Origin of the sequence: Streptomyces sp. NPDC005775 (assembly GCF_042871565.1) — a bacterium.
Classification (GTDB): domain Bacteria; phylum Actinomycetota; class Actinomycetes; order Streptomycetales; family Streptomycetaceae; genus Streptomyces.
This window is the reverse complement of record NZ_JBIAIU010000018.1, coordinates 62,094-78,100: the sequence shown is the minus strand read 5'-3', so window position 1 is coordinate 78,100 and position 16,007 is coordinate 62,094. Positions and strand designations below refer to the sequence as shown.

Genomic DNA, 16,007 nt, shown 5'->3' with positions numbered 1-16,007 from the left:
CAGGTCAGCCGATTCCGGGGATGAGGGAGATGATCAGGTCGATGATCTTGATGCCGACGAACGGGGCGATCAGGCCGCCGAGCCCGTAGACGCCGAGGTTGCGCCGGAGCATCGAGTCGGCGCCGCTGGGCCGGTAGCGGACACCCTTCAGGGCGAGCGGCACCAGCGCGACGATGATCAGGGCGTTGAAGATCACGGCGGACAGGATCGCGGAGCGCGGCGAGGACAGGTCCATGATGTTGAGCTTGTCCAGGCCCGGGTGGACCACGGCGAACATCGCGGGAATGATCGCGAAGTACTTCGCGACGTCGTTGGCGATGGAGAACGTCGTCAGTGCGCCGCGGGTGATCAGCAGCTGTTTGCCGATCTCCACGATCTCGATCAGCTTGGTGGGGTCGGAGTCCAGGTCCACCATGTTCCCGGCCTCCTTGGCGGCCGAGGTTCCGGTGTTCATCGCCACGCCGACGTCGGCCTGGGCGAGCGCCGGGGCGTCGTTCGTGCCGTCACCCGTCATCGCGACGAGCTTGCCGCCCGCCTGCTCCCGCTTGATGAGGGCCATCTTGTCCTCGGGGGTGGCCTCGGCGAGGAAGTCGTCGACGCCCGCCTCCTCGGCGATGGCCTTCGCGGTCAGCGGGTTGTCGCCGGTGATCATCACCGTACGGATGCCCATCCGGCGCAGTTCGTCGAACCGTTCCCGCATGCCCTCCTTGACGACGTCCTTGAGGTGGATGACGCCGAGGACCCGGGCGCCTGCCGCGTCCTGGCGGGCTACCAGCAGCGGGGTGCCGCCGGCCGCGGAGATGCGGTCGGTGAGGGCATGCACGTCCGGGGGGACGCTCCCGCCCCGTTCCTTCACCCAGGCGACGACCGATCCGCTCGCGCCCTTGCGGACCCTGTGCCCGTCGACGTCCACGCCCGACATACGGGTCTGGGCGGTGAAGGCCACCCATGCGGCGTGTCCGAGCTCGCCCCGGTGCCGCTCGCGCAGGCCGTACCTCTCCTTGGCGAGGATCACCACGGACCGGCCCTCGGGCGTCTCGTCGGCCAGCGAGGAGAGCTGGGCGGCGTCCGCCAGTTCGGCCTCCGTCGCGCCGGCTACGGGGAGGAACGCGGCAGCCCGGCGGTTGCCGAGGGTGATCGTGCCGGTCTTGTCGAGCAGCAGCGTCGAGACGTCACCCGCGGCCTCGACGGCCCGGCCGGACATGGCGAGCACGTTGCGCTGGACGAGACGGTCCATGCCGGCGATGCCGATCGCGGAGAGCAGCGCGCCGATGGTGGTCGGGATCAGACAGACGAGCAGCGCGGCCAGCACGATCATGGACTGCTCGCTGCCCGCGTAGATCGCGAACGGCTGAAGGGTCACGACGGCGAGCAGGAAGATGACGGTGAGGGAGGCCAGGAGGATGTTCAGGGCGATCTCGTTGGGCGTCTTCTGCCGGGCCGCACCCTCGACCAGGGCGATCATCCGGTCGATGAAGGTCTCCCCCGGCTTGGTGGTGATCTTGATGACCACGCGGTCGGAGAGCACCTTCGTACCACCGGTGACGGCACTGCGGTCGCCGCCGGACTCCCGGATGACCGGGGCCGATTCGCCGGTGATCGCGGACTCGTCGACGCTGGCGACGCCCTCGACGACGTCTCCGTCGCCCGGGATGATGTCGCCGGCCTCGCAGACGACCAGATCGCCGATGCGCAGGTCGGTCCCGGGGATCCGTTCCTCGGCCCGCCCGGTCAGCCTGCGGGCGACCGTGTCCGTCTTCGCCCTGCGCAGGGTGTCGGCCTGGGCCTTGCCGCGGCCCTCGGCGACCGCCTCCGCCAGGTTGGCGAAGATCGTCGTCAGCCAGAGCCACACGGCGATCGCCCAGCCGAACCAGTCGGTCCGGTCCAGTACGGCGAGCACGGTGGTCAGGACGGAGCCGACCAGCACCACGAACATCACCGGCGACTTGGCCATCACCCGTGGGTCGAGCTTGCGTAGCGCGTCGGGGAAGGAGGCGATCAGCATCCGGGGATCGAACAGCCCGGCGCCGACGCGCCCTTCGGAAGTGGGCCCGGCCGGTGTGTCCTGGTGCGGTGCGCGGGCCGGATCGACTGTGGACATCGCGTCCTCTTGCTTCGTGCGGACGGTTCGCTTCGTACGGAGGATTCGCTCCGCAGGGACGGTTTGCTTCGTACGGAGGGTCATGACGACGCCAGCCCCTCGGCCAGCGGTCCCAGGGCGAGGGCCGGGAAGTAGGTCAGACCGGCGATGATCATGATGGTGGCGACCAGCAGTCCGCTGAAGAGCGGCTTGTGGGTACCGAGGGTGCCGACGGTCGCCGGTACGGGCCGCTGCCCGGCGAGCGATCCGGCCAGGGCCAGGACGAACACCATGGGCAGGAACCGGCCCAGCAGCATCGCGAGTCCGATCGTGGTGTTGAACCACTGGGTGTCCGCGTCGAGCCCGGCGAACGCCGAACCGTTGTTGTTCGCGCCGGAGGTGTAGGCGTAGAGGATCTCCGAGAAGCCGTGCGCCCCGGTGTTGGTCATCGAGTCGCCCGGCGTGGGCAGGGCCATCGCTACGGCGGTGAAGCAGAGCGCCAGGGCCGGGGTGATCAGGAGGTAGCAGGCGGCGAGCTTGATCTCGCGGGTGCCGATCTTCTTGCCCAGGTACTCCGGCGTGCGGCCGACCATGAGACCGGCGATGAACACCGCGATGACCGCCATGACGAGCATTCCGTAGAGCCCGGAGCCGGTACCGCCGGGCGCGATCTCACCGAGTTGCATCCCGAGCATCGTGATGCCCCCGCCGAGACCGGTGAACGAGGAGTGGAACGAGTTCACCGCGCCGGTCGAGGTGAGGGTGGTGGCCACCGCGAAGATGGACGATCCGCCGACGCCGAACCGGTTCTCCTTGCCCTCCATTGCCCCGCCCGCGATGTCGAACGCGGGCCCGTGGTGGGCGAATTCGGTCCACATCATCAGCGCGGTGAAGCCGAGCCAGATGACGCCCATGGTGGCGAGGATCGCGTACCCCTGCCTGAGCGAGCCGACCATGCGGCCGAAGGTGCGCGTCAGGGCGAAGGGGATGACGAGGATCAGGAAGATCTCGAAGAGGTTGGAGAGCCCGTTGGGATTCTCGAAGGGGTGGGCCGCGTTGGCGTTGAAGTAGCCCCCGCCGTTCGTACCCAGTTCCTTGATGACCTCCTGGGAGGCGACGGCACCACCGTTCCACTGCTGCGGGGCGCCCGTGAACTGACCGACCTCGTGGATGCCGGAGAAGTTCTGGATCGCTCCGCAGGCGACCAGCACGAGCGCGCCGATCACCGAGATCGGCAGCAGGATGCGCACGGTTCCACGGACCAGGTCGGCCCAGAAGTTGCCGAGTTCACCGCTGCGGGTGGCGGCGAAGCCACGTACGAGTGCCACCGCCACGGCGATGCCGACGGCGGCCGAGACGAAGTTCTGCACCGCGAGGCCGCCGGTCTGCACGACGTGCCCCATGGCCTGCTCGCCGTAGTACGACTGCCAGTTGGTGTTCGCGACGAACGAGGCAGCCGTGTTGAACGCCTGGTCGGGGTCGATCGAGGCGAAGCCGAGCGACCCGGGCAGGGAGCCCTGGAGCCGCTGCAGCAGATACAGGAAGAGGACGCTCACGGCGGAGAAGGCGAGAACACCGCGCAGATAGGCGGGCCAGCGCATCTGCGTGTCGGGGTCGGCGCCGATGGCCTTGTAGATCCACTTCTCGGCCCGCAGATGGCGGGGCGAGGTGTAGACGCGGGCCATGTGGTCACCGAGCGGGCGGTACGCCAGACCCAGCGCCACGACGAGCGCGAGTACCTGGAGCACGCCGGCGAGGACGGGGCTCATATCGGGCTCAGAACCTCTCCGGGTACAGGAGGGCGAGGACGAGGTAGCCCAGCAGGGCTGCGGCCACGACGAGGCCGGTCACGTTTTCGGCAGTCACAGCCTCGCCACCCCCTTGGCGATGAGTGCCACCAGCGCGAAGACCGCGATCGTGGTGACGACGAAGGCCAGGTCGGCCATCGGGTGCTCCCGGGTGAGGTACGGATTGCTCGGACCTCATGAGCAAACCTCCCGTCGGCGCCCCTGTGACCTGCGTTGATGCCTTCCTTACGGAGACGGGCCCGGCCTTGACGGCGCCTGTACGTGCCCGATACGCCCCCCATACGGACGCCGGGCGCACCCGGACGCACAGAAGCCGGTGGCCCGTACCCCAGGGAAGGGATACGGGCCACCGGCCGGTGCTTGCGGGTGCGGGTCAGCGCACCTCGGTGATCTCGGGGCCGCGCTGGAGGCCCGCCATGCCACCGGAGAACTTCGAGCCCTCCTGCTCCTCCTGCTGCACGCCCTCGGGAACCATCTGGGCGTCGTTGGGCAGCTTGAGGACGATCGGGTCGCGCGGGGCCATCGGGCCGTCGCCGCGGACGACCACGGTGTCCCGGAAGACCGTCTCCAGGAGGCCTGCGGCCTCCGGCTGCACGGCGCCCTGGCCGGAGATCACCCCGCGCAGGAACCAGCGCGGACCGTCGATGCCGACGAAACGCACCATCTGCACGCCGTTCGCCCCGTCGGGCAGCTGTACGGGGACCTGCGCGCGCAGCTCCCAGCCCAGCGGGCCCTCGACCTCGTCGATGATGCCGCCCTGCTGGGTGATGCCGGAGGCGATCTCCTCGCGGACCTCGCCCCAGATGCCCTCCTTCTTGGGGGCGGCGAAGGCCTGCAGCTGGATCGCGCTGTCGCGCAGCACGACCGTGGCGGCGACGATCGCGTCACCGGCGACCTCTACGCGCAGCTCCATGCCCTCGACACCGGGCACGAAGATGCCTCCCAGGTCGACCCGGCCCTCGCCGGGCTGGGAGACCTCGTCGATGTCCCAGGGACCGTCGGGCCGCGGCGCCGGCGGAAGGTTCGTCCGGCGCGATCCGCCCTCGGCGTCATCGAGCCCGTCGACGACCTGCTCGGCCTCGCGCGCTTCGTCCGCCGTGTCATCGGCGGAACCACTGTTCTTGCGACGTCCGAACACGTCACTTTCCTTCCCGGTCGGATTCGACCGAAGCGTAGCTGTTCCCGCCCTGGGGAACCCCGCCCCGGACGCCATCAACATCAGCGGCGGCATGACCGCCGGTGGACCCGAAGCCCCCTTCGGCCCGCGCCGAACCGGGCAGCTCCGACACTTCGTGGAAGCGCACCTTCTCGACCTGCTGCACGACCAGTTGGGCAACCCGGTCGAACCGCTCGAACCGCACGGACTCGCGCGGGTCGAGATTGATGACGATCACCTTGATCTCTCCACGGTACCCGGCATCCACCGTCCCCGGAGCATTCACGAGAGCGACTCCGCAGCGTGCGGCGAGGCCGGACCGGGGGTGGACGAACGCGGCGTACCCGTCCGGCAGGGCGATCGAAACCCCGGTCGGCAGTACGGCCCGCTCGCCGGGCGCCAGCTCGACGGCCTCGGTGGTGACCAGATCGGCTCCGGCGTCGCCGGGATGCCCGTACGACGGAATCGGCACATCCGGGTCGACCCGGCGGATCAGGACGTCGACGGGGTGGCGCATCAGGGGTTCACCTCGAAGGCGCGGGCGCGCTTGACCTGGTCCGGGTCCGCCATCGCCGCCCGGATCTCGGCGGGGCGGCCGTTGTCGATGAAGTGATCGACCTTGACCTCGATGAACAGGGCCTCGGCACGGACCGCCACGGGCCCGTCCGGGCCGCCGATCCGGCCGGTGGCCCGGGAGTAGATCTTCCGGCCGTGCACGGCGGTGATCTCGGCGTCCAGGAACAGCACGGTGTCCACCGGTACGGGGCGGACGAAGTCGGTCTCCAGCCGTCCGGTCACCGCGATCACGCGCAGCAGCCAGTTCAGCGAGCCGAGCGTCTCGTCCAGCGCGGTGGCCAGCACTCCGCCGTGGGCGAGGCCCGGGGCGCCCTGGTGGGCGGCCTGCACGGTGAACTCGGCGGTGACGCCGACGCCCTCGCCGGCCCGTGCCTGGAGGTGCAGTCCGTGGGGCTGTCCGTCTCCGCAGCCGAAACAGTGTTCGTAGTGCGCGCCGAGCAGCTCGCCGGGTGCCGGGGCGTCGGGATGCCGGACCGGTTTCACCGCGTCGGCGGGGGGCTTCAGAGCCGCAGATGTTCCACTCACAGCCGCAGACCTTACCCGCGCGGCTACCCGCTGGTCGCGCCGTGCCAAGCTTGGGTTCATGCAGCCTTCCACCCCGCCGTTCGACGAACGTCTCACCGCACCCCGTTCGTGGTGGTTCATCGCCCTGCTGGTCGGCATCGCGTGCGCGCTGATGCTGCTGCCGCTGGGCACCCTGCCCCTGCTCGCCGGACTGGCCGGCGGCACCGTGCTGTCGGCGGTGGCGGTCAGCTCGTACGGCTCCGCGCGGATCCGGGTGGTGGCCGGTGCCCTCGTCGCGGGCGACGCGCGAATCCCCGTGTCGGCGCTCGGCGAGGCCGAGGTGCTGGACGCCGAGGAGGCGCGCGCCTGGCGCTCGTACAAGGCGGACACCCGGGCCTTCATGCTGCTGCGCAGCTACATCCCGACGGCGGTGCGCGTGGAGGTCACGGATCCCGAGGATCCGACTCCGTACGTCTATCTGTCGACCCGCGAGCCGCAGGCACTGGCGGCGGCCCTGAAGACGGCGAGCCTGGCCTAAGGGCTGTCCCGTAATCCCTGGTGGATCAGCGCGCGGCGTCAGATGCGGTGCATCGCAAGGCGGAGGGGCGTCCGCATACTGGATGTATTCGGGCGTTCCGACAACGCGGCGAGGTGCCGTAGCTGTCGTCGTGCGCCCGCCAGGGATTACGGGACAGCCCTTAGGGCCTCTCGTCCGAATCATGCTGGGCTGGCGGGGGTCGGGGCCTGATCCAGCCTGCTCCAAGCGGAAGACGCTAACCCCGCGGGCCCTCGGGGTCCTGCGCGGTCTCGGGCAGGCCCCTGTACGGGCGCTCGGGCCGTTCCAGCGGCGGCAGCTCCGTCAGGCGGTCCCAGGGGACCTGTCGCTCGCGCAGGTCCTTCCTGACCCGTTCGGCGAGCTTCTTGGTGTCGCGCCGGTTCATCATCGCGCCGACGGCGGCGCCGATCATGAACGGGATGAGGTTGGGCAGGTCGCGCACGGTGCGCTTCATGATCTGCTGGCGCAGCTCGCGCTTCATCTGACCACCGAGCGCCGTGTTGACGGTGGTGGGGTGGGCGACGTCGATGCCGCGCTCCTCCGTCCAGGACGTGAGGTAGGCGGTGGAGCGCTGGGCGAGGTTGCCCGGCGGGCGCAGCCCGTAGACCTCGTGCAGCTCGGCGACGAGCTTCATCTCGATCGCGGCCACACCGGTGATCTCCGCGGCCAGCTCGGCGAGCATGGCGGGCGGGACGGGCATCATGGCCGCCGCGCCGATTCCGGCGCCGACGGTCGCGGTGGCCCTGCTGGCGCCGGCGATGAGCCGGTCGGCGATCTCGTCGGGCCCCTTGCCCGGGAAGTGCTTGCGCAGGGTGGCGAGGTCGCGCACAGGGACGCGGGGAGCGGTGTCGATGATCAGGTCGGCGATATGACCGATCGCCGCCTTGGCGCTCTCCCCGCCCTTGCGTACGCCCCGTTTCACTGACTTCAGACGGCCTGCCCCGGTCACGGGCTCCGTCCTGTCGACCTGTCCGGCCCTGTCGGCCGTGTCGACTTCCGCAGCCGCCTCGATGGCCGCGAAAGCTGCTTCGACTGCTTCGAGCGAGGCCTGCCGGCCTCGCTCGTCGTCCTGTTCGCCCGGCGTGGGTGGCAGGGCGGACCGCTCGGCAGGCGCTGCTACGCCTTCTGCCGGGCGTGTACCGCCCTGTTGCGCCTCCGGCCCTTCCTTGCGCCGGCGGCGCCGCTTCCGGAACGGTGTGTCCCCTGCCACGGCCGACCGGACCTCAGTCGCAGTCGCGGCAGATCGGCTGGCCGTTCTTCTCGCGGGCCAGCTGACTGCGGTGGTGCACGAGGAAGCAGCTCATGCAGGTGAACTCGTCGGCCTGCTTGGGCAGGACCCGTACGGCCAGTTCTTCGTTGGACAGGTCTGCGCCGGGCAGTTCCAGTCCTTCGGCCGCGTCGAATTCGTCGACGTCGACGGCGGACGCCGTCTTGTCGCTCCGGCGAGCCTTGAGCTCTTCAAGGCTGTCCTGATCGACGTCGTCGTCGGTCTTTCGTGGGGTGTCGTAATCCGTTGCCATTGTCGCTCTCCCCCTCTGGGTGTCTGCGGTGTCTCAGCGCACGTAACGCGTGAGAGGCCGGACTTGTGCCCGACCCGAGGCGGAGATTTTGCCTCACATCAAGGTCTGTTACTCAATCGACACCCAAAAGGACCGCTCGAGAGTGATCGGCTTGGGTGGCGATGGGGACCGTACACGGTCCCGGCGGTGTTGTTTGCCAGCACCACCCCGTGTACTTCCCGTGATATTGGCCCCCGAAAACCCGACTTTTGCGGGATTTCCGGAGGGATTCCTGATCACGGAGCGTGGATGGACGGAAAATCGCTCCTGTGATCGATCACACACGGCCCCTCCGGGACCGAGTCCCGAAAATTCCGCTCAAAGCGAACAAAAATAATCCGTCCGGATTGCGCCCCGCCCGGCCTCTCAGACCGGCAGTGAGACGCGCATCACAAGACCACCGCCCTCGCGGGGCTCCGCGATGATACGGCCTCCGTGAGCACGCGCCACGGAGCGCGCGATCGACAGGCCGAGGCCGACTCCCTTGTCGCTTCCCGTCCGCTCCGTACGCAGCCGCCTGAAGGGCTCGAAGAGGTTGTCGACCTCGTAGGCCGGCACCACCGGTCCGGTGTTCGTGACGACCATCAGGGCGTGCCCCGGCAGCAGCTCGGTGCTGACCTCCACCCAGCCGTCCGCCGGAACGTTGTAGCGCACAGCGTTCTGTACGAGGTTGAGCGCGATCCGCTCCAGCAGGACACCGTTGCCCTGCACGACGGCCGGGGCCAGCTCGCCGCGCATCTCCACGCCCTTGGCCTCCGCCTCGCCCCGCGCCTGGTCCAGCGCGCGGGAGGCCACCTCGGCCAGGTCGACGGGCTTGCGCTCGACGATCTGGTTGTCGCTGCGGGCGAGCAGCAGCAGGCCCTCCACGAGTTGCTCGCTGCGTTCGTTGGTGGCCAGCAGGGTCTTCCCCAGCTGTTGGAGCTCGGGAGGTGCCTGGGGGTCGGAGAGGTGGACCTCCAGCAGCGTGCGGTTGATGGCCAGCGGGGTGCGCAGCTCGTGGGACGCGTTCCCCACGAAGCGCTGCTGCGCGGTGAAGGCCCGCTCCAGCCGGTCCAGCATGTCGTCGAAGGTGTCGGCGAGCTCCTTGAGCTCATCGTCCGGGCCGTCCAGCTCGATGCGGCGGGACAGGTCCGTTCCGGCCACCCGGCGGGCGATGCGGGTGATCCGGCCCAGGGGCGAGAGGACCCGCCCCGCCATGGCGTAGCCGAAGGCGAAGGCGATGACGCTCAGGCCCACGAGGGCCAGCAGCGAGCGGTTGAGGAGCGTGTCGAGTGCCTGCTGGCGCTGGTGGTTGACGCAGGCGTTCATCGCGGCGTTGAACGAGTCCGGGGACGCGTTCTCGGGCAGGTTGCAGACCTCGCTGGTGACCTGCCCCTTGACGATCTTGAACGGCAGCTCGCTGCCCACGTGCAGGGCCTGGGCCGCCAGCATGTAGATGATCGACAGCAGCAGGATGCCCGCGATCAGGAACATGCCGCCGTACAGCAGGGTGAGCCTTATCCGGATGGTCGGACGCAGCCAGGGGTACGGGGGCTCCTGCTGCTTGGGCTCCCAGGTGGGCTTGGGGGGCGCCGACGCGGGCGGCGGGACGGTGGGCACCCGCGTCAGATCCGGTAGCCGGAGCCGGGCACCGTGACGATCACCGGCGGCTCACCGAGCTTGCGCCGCAGCGTCATGACGGTCACCCGGACGACGTTGGTGAACGGGTCGGTGTTCTCGTCCCAGGCCTTCTCCAGGAGCTGCTCGGCCGAGACGACGGCGCCCTCGCTGCGCATCAGGACCTCCAGCACGGCGAACTCCTTGGGGGCGAGCTGCACCTCCTGGTCGCCGCGGAAGACCTCACGGCGGTTCGGGTCGAGCTTGATCCCGGCCCGCTCCAGGACGGGCGGCAGGGCCACCGTCGTACGCCGGCCGAGGGCCCGGACCCGCGCGGTCAGCTCACTGAAGGCGAAGGGCTTGGGCAGGTAGTCGTCCGCGCCGAGCTCAAGGCCCTCCACACGGTCGCTGACGTCCCCCGAAGCGGTGAGCATCAGCACCCGGGTCGGCATGCCCAGCTCGACGATCCGGCGGCAGACGTCGTCCCCGTGCACCAGGGGGAGGTCCCGGTCCAGGACCACGACGTCGTAGTCGTTGACCTCGATGCGTTCCAGGGCCGCCGCTCCGTCGTACACGACGTCGACGGCCATGGCCTCCCGGCGCAATCCGGTGGCCACCGCATCGGCGAGCAGCTGCTCGTCCTCCACGACGAGTACGCGCACGGCGCTTCCTTCCCTAGAACTTCACGGCAGAACTTCACGGCGGAACTGCTTGACGGCGGAACTTCACAACGCTCTCAGCAGACCGGCGGGGCGTCCGGAAGGACCTGTCGTCCATGATCCGGACCGCGTCCCGGCACGGTCTGTGCGGCTCCATCCTGCCCGTTACGCGTATAAACCGGCGGTAAGACGGCGTGGCCCGACCTGCGGCTTCCGGGAATTCGGAGGATTCCCGGGCCAGTTGAGGTTTCTCTGAGGGTGGGGGCGGGGAGGACGAATTCACACCCGCGATCACGTCCCGTATGTGGCGCGCCACAGGCCCCTCCGTCCCCCGGAGAGTGCGTGATCACCCGCCCTACCGCCTCGGCGGAGGGAAACCCGGGCACACCCCCGTGCCACCGACCCACGATGAGGGGGCGCTTCATGGACGCTTTCACCGCAGGTCTGCTGCAACGCATCCAGACCACCGAGTCCGACCTCACGAAGGCCCGCGAGACGGGCGACGACTTCCTTGCGGATGTCGAGCAGGGCGAGCTGGACGACCTGCACCGCCTCGCTGCCGAGCACGGCGTTCAGATCGGCGCCACGAGCGTCTGAGCCGTCAGGAGAAGGCCCCGCGGTGCCGCACCGGCATGCTCCGCGGGGCCTTCTCGTGTCCGGCGCCGCCCGCGGCCCGCTCAGCGGTTCTCGCAGGTCCGGTCGGCGCGGGAGTCAGTCGTGCCAGGCACCGAGCTCCTCCAGCAGGGCCTGGAGCGGCTCGAAGACGCCGGGGGACGCGGCCACCGTCAGCCCGCCGTCGGCCGGCTGTCCCGGGCGTCCGCCGGTCAGCGCGCCCGCCTCCCGGGCGATGAGGTCACCGGCCGCGAGGTCCCACGGGTGGAGGCCGCGCTCGTAGTAGCCGTCGAGGCGGCCGGCGGCGACGTCGCAGAGATCGATCGCCGCGGAACCGCCGCGCCGGATGTCCCGCAGCCGCGGGATCAGGACGCGCGCCACGTCCGCCTGGTGGGCGCGGACGTCGGCGACGTAGTTGAAACCGGTCGACACGAGCGCCTGGTCGAGCGGCGGGGCCGGCCGGCAGCGCAGCCGGGCGCCTTCCCCGTACGCCCCGCCCTTTGCGTACGCACCGCCGTCGAGCACCGCGTGGTAGGTCTCCCCGCGCATCGGGACCTCCACGACGCCCACGATCCGCTCGCCGTCGCGCTCCGCGGCGACGGAGACGGCCCACGTGGGCAGGCCGTAGAGATAGTTCACGGTGCCGTCGAGCGGGTCGATCACCCAGCGGATACCGCTGCTCCCCTCGGAGCTGGCGCCCTCCTCCCCGAGGAAGCCGTCGTCCGGGCGGCGCTCGGACAGGAAGCCGGTGATCAGCTTCTCGGCAGCGATGTCCATCTCGGTGACGACGTCCACCGGGCTGGACTTGGTCGCGGCCACCCCCAGGTCGGCGGGGCGGCCGTCACGCAGCAGCGCGCCGGCGCGGCGGGCGACGTCCAGGGCGAGGTCGAGCAGTTCGGACAGCAGGGGGTCGGTCACGGCGCTCCCAGGAGGGTGAGGGGTACGGGTCTGATCGCTCTACGCGTACGGGCTGTCGGCTCGCTCTACGCGAACGGGCTGTCGGCGCCCGCGGCGGCCGGCTTGGGGGCCCGGGCCGGGCAGCAGCCGACCGGGCAGAGGTCGTGGCTCGCCCCGAGCGTCCCGAGCGCGCACCGCTGCCGGCCCAGGCCCTGCTCGGTGGCGGCGCGCTCCAGCACCAGGTCGCGCACCGCTGCCGCGAACCGCGGATCGGCGCCGACCGTCGCGGACCGGCGCACCGTGAGGCCGAGCTCGGCCGCCTTGTCCGTGGCCTCGGTGTCGAGGTCGTACAGGACCTCCATGTGGTCCGAGACGAAACCGATGGGGGCCATCACCACGGCGGGGACGCCGTCACCGTGCAGCGACTCCAGGTGGTCGCAGATGTCGGGCTCCAGCCACGGGATGTGCGGGGCGCCGCTGCGCGACTGGTAGACGAGCTCCCAGGGGTACTCGACGCCGGTCCTCTCGGCCACGGCCGCCACGATCAGCCGTGCCACGTCCAGGTGCTCGGCGACGTACGCGCCACCGTCCCCGTGTGCCTCCACCGGGCCCGAGGTGTCCGCGGCCGACGTGGGGATGGAGTGCGTGGTGAAGGCGAGATGCGCGCCCGCTCGCACCTGCGGGGGCAGCTCGGCGAGCGAGGCGAGGACACCGTCCACCATCGGTTCGACGAAGCCGGGGTGGTTGAAGTAGTGCCGCAGTTTGTCGACGCGTGGCACCGGGAGTCCCTCGGCCTCCAGGACGGCCAGTGACTCGGCGAGGTTCTCGCGGTACTGCCGGCAGCCGGAGTACGAGGCGTAGGCGCTGGTCGCCAGGACGGCGATGCGGCGGTGCCCGGCGCGGGCGATCTCGCGGAGGGTGTCGGTCAGGTAGGGCGCCCAGTTGCGGTTGCCCCAGTACACGGGCAGGTCGAGTCCGTGGTCCGCGAAGTCCTTGCGCAGGGCTTCGAGCAGCGCCCGGTTCTGGGCGTTGATCGGGCTGACACCGCCGAAGAGGAAGTAGTGCTTGCCCACTTCCTTCAGCCGCTCCTCGGGGATTCCCCGGCCGCGGGTCACGTTCGCCAGGAACGGAACCACTTCGTCCGGGCCTTCGGGGCCTCCGAAGGAGAGCAGCAGCAGGGCGTCGTAGGGGGCGGGATCGCGCAGATCGGACATGACATCGATCCTGCCACCCGTCCGCGGTCCGGCTCCCACCGACATCCGCCGCGCGGGACGCCCGGCATCCCGGTGTCCGGCGCGGCGGCCCGCGCGTAAGCTGTATCGGCCACGTTCACCCCTGACACCGCGTGTGACCACGCCGTAGCGGAGCCCCCTTGCCCAGTCCCTACCGCGCGATCTTCGCCGCCCCCGGCGCCAAGGGATTCTCCTCGGCCGGCTTCTTCGGCCGGATGCCGTTGTCCATGATGGGCATCGGCGTCGTGACCATGGTTTCCCAGCTGACCGGTCGGTACGGGCTGGCGGGCGCGCTCTCCGCGACCCTCGCGATGTCGGCCGCGGTGGTCGGGCCGCAGGTGTCCAGGCTGGTCGACCGGCACGGACAGCGCCGGGTGCTGCGCCCGGTGACACTCGTCGCGCTGGCGGCCGTGGCCGGGCTGCTCGTCTGCGCGCAGCAGCGACTGCCGGACTGGACCCTGTTCGTGTTCGCGGCGGGTGCGGGGTGCGTGCCCAGCGTCGGGTCGATGGTCCGGGCCCGCTGGGCGGAGATCTACCGCGGCTCGGCACGGCAGCTGCACACCGCGTACGCGTGGGAATCGATCGTCGACGAGGTCTGCTTCATCTTCGGCCCGATCATCTCCATCGGGCTCTCCACCGCCTGGTTCCCCGAGGCCGGTCCGCTGCTCGCCGCCGGGTTCCTGCTGGTCGGAGTGTTCTGGCTGACCGCCCAGCGGGCCACCGAACCGGTGCCGCACCCGCTTGCCCGGCACACCACCGGTTCCGCACTGGGCTCGCGCGGGCTGCAGGTGCTCGTGGTCACCTTCGTGGCGACCGGGGCGATCTTCGGCGCGGTCGACGTGGTGACCGTCGCCTTCGCCGAGGAGCAGGGCCACAAGGCCGCGGCGAGCCTGGTGCTGGCGGTCTACGCGATGGGGTCCTGTCTGGCCGGGGCCCTCTTCGGCCTGCTGCACCTCAAGGGCCGGCCGTCCACCCGGTGGCTGGTGGGAGTGTGTGCGATGGCCGTGAGTATGATCCCCCTCCAACTGGCCGGGAACCTGCCGTTCCTGGCCGTGGCGCTCTTTGTCGCGGGTCTCTCCGTCGCACCGACGATGGTCACGACCATGGCCCTCGTCGAACAGCACGTACCGCGCACCAGACTGACCGAGGGCATGACCTGGACCAGCACCGGGCTCGCCGTAGGCGTGGCGCTCGGCTCCTCGGCCGCCGGCTGGGTGGTCGACGCGTCCGGGGCGGAGGCGGGGTACGCGGTGCCCGCCGTGGCGGGAGCGCTCGCGGCCGCGGTGGCGATCCTGGGGTACCGCCGGCTCACAGGGCCGGTTCCTACGGAAGGGCGCGGGGAAGATGACCGACACCTACGCACGGACGACGACGAGCGCGTGGCGTAACTGGGCGGGGAACGTCACCGCCCGCCCGGTACGGGCCGTGTCCCCCGCCTCCGTGGACGAACTCACCGCTGCTCTCCGCAGGGCGTCCGAGGACGGCCTGAAGGTGAAGCCGGTCGGCACCGGCCATTCGTTCACCGCGACCGCAGCCACCGACGGGCTGCTGATCCGCCCCGACCTGCTCACCGGAATCCGCGACATCGACCGTGCGGCGATGACGGTGACCGTCGAGGCGGGCACCCCGCTGAAGCGGCTCAACACCGCGCTGGCCCGCGAGGGGCTCTCGCTCACCAACATGGGCGACATCATGGAGCAGACGGTCGCCGGGGCCACATCGACCGGCACCCACGGCACCGGCCGCGACTCGGCGTCCATATCCGCGCAGATCCGCGCCCTGGAACTGGTCACCGCCGACGGGACCGTGCTGACCTGTTCGGAGACCGAGAACCCCGAGATCTTCGCCGTCGCCCGGATCGGGCTCGGCGCGCTGGGCGTCATCACGGCGATCACCTTCGCCGTGGAGCCGGTCTTCCTGCTGACGGCCCGTGAGGAGCCGATGACGTTCGACAAGGTCACGACGGACTTCGATCAGCTGGTGGCCGAGAACGAACACTTCGAGTTCTACTGGTTCCCGCACACGGGAAACTGCAACACCAAGCGCAACAACCGGAGTGCGGGCCCCGCTGCCCCGCCCGGGAAGGTCAGCGGCTGGATCGAGGACGAGCTCCTCTCCAACGGCGTCTTCCAGGTGGCCTGCTCGCTCGGCCGGGCGGTTCCCGCCACGATCCCCTCGATCGCCAAGCTCTCCAGCCGGGCCCTGTCGGCCCGCACGTACACCGACATCCCCTTCAAGGTCTTCACCAGCCCGCGCCGGGTCCGGTTCGTGGAGATGGAGTACGCCCTGCCGCGCGAGGCCGCCGTCCAGGCGCTGCGCGAGGTCAAGGCGATGGTGGACCGTTCCCCGTTGCGGATCAGCTTCCCGGTCGAGGTGCGCACCGCCCCCGCGGACGACATCGCGCTCTCCACGGCCTCGGGCCGGGAGACCGCGTACATCGCCGTCCATCTGTACCGGGGCACGCCCTACCAGGCGTACTTCACGGCGGTCGAGCGGATCATGACGGCGCATGGCGGGCGCCCGCACTGGGGCAAGGTCAACACGCGTGACGCCGAGTACCTCGCCGGGGTGTACCCGCGCTTCGGCGAGTTCACCGCCGTACGGGACCGGCTGGACCCCGACCGGCTGTTCGCCAACGACTACCTGCGCCGGATCCTGGGCGACTGAAGCCCGCCCCCTCCGGAACGGCGGGGGGGGGGCCCCCCGGCCCGGGGGGGGGGGCCCGGGGGGGGCGGGGGGGGGGGGGGCCGGGGGGGGCCCCCCCCCCGCGGG

The 16,007-nt window shown here is 70.5% G+C and carries 16 protein-coding genes; 4 read left to right on the top strand and 12 right to left on the bottom strand.

Annotated features, from left to right (window positions below):
- Window positions 1-4 precede the first annotated feature (4 nt).
- The 6 genes from kdpB to ACFYPA_RS32735 form a co-directional block, all read right to left on the bottom strand.
- Window positions 5-2,101, bottom strand: a complete 2,097-nt coding sequence (kdpB, locus tag ACFYPA_RS32760) for a potassium-transporting ATPase subunit KdpB (RefSeq protein ID WP_389136005.1) — start codon at window positions 2,099-2,101, stop codon at window positions 5-7.
- Between the two features lie 80 nt (window positions 2,102-2,181).
- Window positions 2,182-3,849 (bottom strand): potassium-transporting ATPase subunit KdpA, encoded by a 1,668-nt coding sequence (kdpA, locus tag ACFYPA_RS32755; RefSeq protein WP_389136003.1) that lies wholly within the window; start codon window positions 3,847-3,849, stop codon window positions 2,182-2,184.
- Between the two features lie 7 nt (window positions 3,850-3,856).
- On the bottom strand, window positions 3,857-3,946 hold the full coding sequence (gene kdpF, locus ACFYPA_RS32750; RefSeq protein WP_326657383.1) for a K(+)-transporting ATPase subunit F: 90 nt from the start codon (window positions 3,944-3,946) through the stop codon (window positions 3,857-3,859).
- A gap of 315 nt (window positions 3,947-4,261) precedes the next feature.
- Window positions 4,262-5,026 carry a DUF3710 domain-containing protein gene (locus ACFYPA_RS32745; RefSeq protein WP_359085398.1) on the bottom strand — a complete coding sequence of 255 codons (765 nt, stop codon included), beginning with the start codon at window positions 5,024-5,026 and terminating at the stop codon, window positions 4,262-4,264.
- Window position 5,027: 1 nt separating this feature from the next.
- Window positions 5,028-5,561 (bottom strand): dUTP diphosphatase, encoded by a 534-nt coding sequence (gene dut, locus ACFYPA_RS32740; protein ID WP_359085399.1) that lies wholly within the window; start codon window positions 5,559-5,561, stop codon window positions 5,028-5,030.
- Window positions 5,561-6,145: a PaaI family thioesterase gene (locus ACFYPA_RS32735; RefSeq protein ID WP_326657385.1), complete on the bottom strand. Its 585-nt coding sequence runs from the start codon at window positions 6,143-6,145 to the stop codon at window positions 5,561-5,563. Before ACFYPA_RS32735 ends, dut begins: the two co-directional genes overlap by 1 nt.
- Before the next feature lie 58 nt (window positions 6,146-6,203).
- Here ACFYPA_RS32735 and ACFYPA_RS32730 point away from each other — a divergent pair, with 58 nt between their 5' ends.
- Entirely contained in the window at window positions 6,204-6,662 is a 459-nt protein-coding gene (locus tag ACFYPA_RS32730; protein WP_359085400.1) for a DUF3093 domain-containing protein, read from the top strand.
- A gap of 235 nt (window positions 6,663-6,897) precedes the next feature.
- Here ACFYPA_RS32730 and ACFYPA_RS32725 read toward each other — a convergent pair whose 3' ends face one another.
- The 4 genes from ACFYPA_RS32725 to ACFYPA_RS32710 form a co-directional block, all read right to left on the bottom strand.
- Entirely contained in the window at window positions 6,898-7,890 is a 993-nt protein-coding gene (locus tag ACFYPA_RS32725; RefSeq protein ID WP_389135998.1) for a hypothetical protein, read from the bottom strand.
- 13 nt (window positions 7,891-7,903) lie between these two features.
- Window positions 7,904-8,200 (bottom strand): DUF4193 domain-containing protein, encoded by a 297-nt coding sequence (locus ACFYPA_RS32720; RefSeq protein WP_003965732.1) that lies wholly within the window; start codon window positions 8,198-8,200, stop codon window positions 7,904-7,906.
- Window positions 8,201-8,605: 405 nt separating this feature from the next.
- Complete coding sequence (locus tag ACFYPA_RS32715; protein ID WP_359085402.1) at window positions 8,606-9,838, bottom strand: ATP-binding protein; 1,233 nt, start codon at window positions 9,836-9,838, stop codon at window positions 8,606-8,608.
- A 5-nt stretch (window positions 9,839-9,843) separates the two neighbouring features.
- The gene (locus tag ACFYPA_RS32710; protein ID WP_018551468.1) at window positions 9,844-10,497 is read right to left on the bottom strand and encodes a response regulator transcription factor; all 654 of its coding nucleotides are present in this window, start codon (window positions 10,495-10,497) and stop codon (window positions 9,844-9,846) included.
- 420 nt (window positions 10,498-10,917) lie between these two features.
- Here ACFYPA_RS32710 and ACFYPA_RS32705 point away from each other — a divergent pair, with 420 nt between their 5' ends.
- Window positions 10,918-11,091 carry a hypothetical protein gene (locus ACFYPA_RS32705; RefSeq protein ID WP_359085403.1) on the top strand — a complete coding sequence of 58 codons (174 nt, stop codon included), beginning with the start codon at window positions 10,918-10,920 and terminating at the stop codon, window positions 11,089-11,091.
- Between the two features lie 114 nt (window positions 11,092-11,205).
- On the opposite strand, the gene ACFYPA_RS32700 is transcribed toward ACFYPA_RS32705, so the two are convergent.
- Window positions 11,206-12,024: an inositol monophosphatase family protein gene (locus ACFYPA_RS32700; RefSeq protein WP_359085404.1), complete on the bottom strand. Its 819-nt coding sequence runs from the start codon at window positions 12,022-12,024 to the stop codon at window positions 11,206-11,208.
- Window positions 12,025-12,089: 65 nt separating this feature from the next.
- Window positions 12,090-13,217: a ferrochelatase gene (locus tag ACFYPA_RS32695; RefSeq protein ID WP_389135995.1), complete on the bottom strand. Its 1,128-nt coding sequence runs from the start codon at window positions 13,215-13,217 to the stop codon at window positions 12,090-12,092.
- 158 nt (window positions 13,218-13,375) lie between these two features.
- On the opposite strand from ACFYPA_RS32695, the gene ACFYPA_RS32690 reads away from it, so the two are divergent.
- Both ACFYPA_RS32690 and ACFYPA_RS32685 read left to right on the top strand, forming a co-directional pair.
- Entirely contained in the window at window positions 13,376-14,623 is a 1,248-nt protein-coding gene (locus tag ACFYPA_RS32690; RefSeq protein ID WP_359317391.1) for an MFS transporter, read from the top strand.
- Entirely contained in the window at window positions 14,580-15,902 is a 1,323-nt protein-coding gene (locus ACFYPA_RS32685) for a D-arabinono-1,4-lactone oxidase (protein ID WP_359085407.1), read from the top strand. The genes ACFYPA_RS32690 and ACFYPA_RS32685 overlap by 44 nt, the downstream gene beginning before the upstream one ends.
- The last annotated feature ends 105 nt before the right edge of the window (window positions 15,903-16,007 follow it).